The organism is Bradyrhizobium sp. (genome assembly GCF_035701725.1).
Classification (GTDB): domain Bacteria; phylum Pseudomonadota; class Alphaproteobacteria; order Rhizobiales; family Xanthobacteraceae; genus Bradyrhizobium.
Genome location: NZ_DASSRP010000269.1, coordinates 1 through 2,217 on the forward strand (window position 1 = coordinate 1; position 2,217 = coordinate 2,217).

A 2,217-nucleotide genomic window follows, 5' to 3' on the forward strand; every position below is an offset into this window, starting at 1 on the left:
GCTTCGTCCAACCACGCAGACGCACGACACCGATATGCTGGACCGCCGCTCCGCGGATGCCGAACGCGCCATCGATGGCCTGCGCAGGAAATTCGGCAGCGCCGCCGTGATCCGGGGAATTGCCTATGATGGGCCGGAGAAAACGGAATAGAAGGTCCCTACCGTCATGCCCGGCCATAGCCGTTCGAAGAACGGCGTCGCTTCCGCTAGCCTATGTGCCGGGCATCCACGTCTTCCTTTTGCCGTACCAAAGACGTGGATGGCCGGGACGAGCCCGGCCATGACAACGTTCATCTCAACAAGTTAGACCAAGCCTCCGCCGTCACTTGCAGGGCTTGGCATCCTTGACGTTGAATTTTCCAAGCGCGCCCGAAATCACGAAGTCGTTGTAGTCGAGCACCAGCGCCCGCGAGACGCCGTTTTCAAACAACTCAAACGACATCGCATAGAGCGGCCCCTGCTCGCCCTCCTCGCGCTTGGTCTCGTGATCGTAATAACTTACCGTGACCGGCCAGCGCGTGGTCGATTTCATCACGTCGTTTTCGGTCGAGGGATCGGGAGAAGCGATGGTCTTATCGCCCTTAATCGGCTGACCGATGACCGCCAGCGTATTGAAGACTTTCTCGCCGTTGTCCGAGCCGTCATAGACGGTCTGTTCCAGAATGGTCTTGCCTTCTTTTGCCGCGGCGATGATGCGCTGGATCTGCTCGGTCGGGAATACGACGGAGCCATCGAGGTTGAACGTCTTGGCCTGCGGCTGCTTCAGCTTGACGGTGATGTGATCGCCAACGCGTTCCGCGATGCCGTCGATCGGGCTGCTCTCGACGTCGTTCATCCGCGAGTCGATCTTGAAACGGTAGGTTTTGCCGGCTGCATCCTCCCAGGAGGTCGAGCGCAGGTCAGACAGCGTCACTTTGTTCTCGCCGTTGTCCATCTCCGATACCTGACGGAACTCGGAAGTATAGCCCTCGCAGCTGCTTCCCGTGAAACTGTAGAGGATACGGCCCCGCGCGCTGCTGATCGAGTTGGCGCGCGATTTCACGAGACTCAATTCGTACAAGGCCTGATGCGACAGGAAGGCGCTATTGGCGGCCGCATCGGCACTTCCCGACGATCCCACAGTCATTGCAGGAATCACCAGCATTGGCGCCAATGACCTGGCGGTACGGGACAGCATCTGAAATGCGCGGGCCATGGTTCATCCCTTGGATGGTTTCACCAGAATATTCATCGACTCATTGCGTCGCAACTGCGGCCAAAAGGCGGAAAACGCCATTCTGCGGCCGACCGGGCGGCCTCTGCCAACAGATTTGGCACCGACGGCCATGCTTAGCCTCGCTTGCCAGCGGCGTTCGATTGCGCGAAACAAGCGTTGCGGCCGGCTGTGGCCGGACAACATCCAAACGGGGACAAATCATGGCGGGTACGGTCGAACAGAAACTGGCATCTCAGGGCATTACCCTGCACGAACCGCCAAATCCGGTCGCGAATTACGTCCCGTTCGTGCGCAGCGGAAATCTGTTGTTCATTTCCGGCCAGATCTGCCTCGGGGCCGATGGCAAGCTGATCGCCAAGGGCAAGCTGGGGGCCGGCGTCACGATCGAGCAAGGTGCGGCCGCCGCACGCGGCTGCGCCATCAACCTGCTCGCCCAGGTCAAGGCCGCGATCGGCGATCTCGACAAGGTGGCGCGCGTGGTTCGCCTTGGCGGTTTCGTCAATTCAGCACCCGACTTTCTCGATGGGCCCAAGGTGCTCAACGGCGCCTCCGACTTGATGGTCGCGGCGTTCGGTGACAAGGGCCGCCACGCCCGCACCACGGTCGGTGTATCCTCGTTACCGGCGGACGCTTCGGTCGAGGTCGAAGGGGTATTTGAGATTTCTTAATCCGGGAGACCGTCACGATGCGCGCGCCCGATTGGCTGACGGCGCGGCCGGTGGCCCATCGTGGCCTGCACGATCGCGCGCGCGGCATTGTCGAGAACATGCCGGGCGCCGCGCTGGCGGCGATCGCCGGCAACTTCGCCATCGAGTGCGATATCCAACTCACCGCCGATGGTGAGGCCATGGTGCATCACGACGATGCGCTTGGCCGCCTCGCCGAGGGTTCTGGCGCCCTGCTCGGCCTGAGCTGGATGGCCTTGAAAGAGGTGCGTTTCAAGGACACGCCGGAACGGATGATGTCGCTTGCCGACCTGTGCATCCTGGTGCGGGGACGCG

Annotated in this window: 3 protein-coding genes and 1 pseudogene; 3 read left to right on the forward strand and 1 reads right to left on the reverse strand. The window is 61.4% G+C overall.

Annotation, left to right across the window (positions count from 1 at the left end; translation table 11 throughout):
• A pseudogene (locus VFL62_RS16100) lies at nucleotides 1–151 on the forward strand (DNA polymerase IV); the annotation flags it as partial.
• A 171-nt stretch (nucleotides 152–322) separates the two neighbouring features.
• Here the strand turns inward: VFL62_RS16100 and VFL62_RS16105 are convergent.
• The gene (locus VFL62_RS16105) at nucleotides 323–1,144 is read right to left on the reverse strand and encodes a cell envelope integrity EipB family protein (protein WP_414644741.1); all 822 of its coding nucleotides are present in this window, start codon (nucleotides 1,142–1,144) and stop codon (nucleotides 323–325) included.
• A gap of 272 nt (nucleotides 1,145–1,416) precedes the next feature.
• Here VFL62_RS16105 and VFL62_RS16110 point away from each other — a divergent pair, with 272 nt between their 5' ends.
• Nucleotides 1,417–1,884 carry a RidA family protein gene (locus VFL62_RS16110; protein WP_325173377.1) on the forward strand — a complete coding sequence of 156 codons (468 nt, stop codon included), beginning with the start codon at nucleotides 1,417–1,419 and terminating at the stop codon, nucleotides 1,882–1,884.
• A 17-nt stretch (nucleotides 1,885–1,901) separates the two neighbouring features.
• Nucleotides 1,902–2,217 (forward strand): glycerophosphodiester phosphodiesterase family protein (locus VFL62_RS16115; protein ID WP_325173378.1); only part of this gene is annotated, 316 nt, incomplete at its 3' end.

Coding starts and splice junctions, on each gene's coding strand:
- VFL62_RS16105 (WP_414644741.1), bottom strand. CDS start 1,144: ATGCTGGTGATTCCTGCAATGACTGTGGGATCGTCGGGAAGTGCCGAT.
- VFL62_RS16110 (WP_325173377.1), top strand. CDS start 1,417: ATGGCGGGTACGGTCGAACAGAAACTGGCATCTCAGGGCATTACCCTG.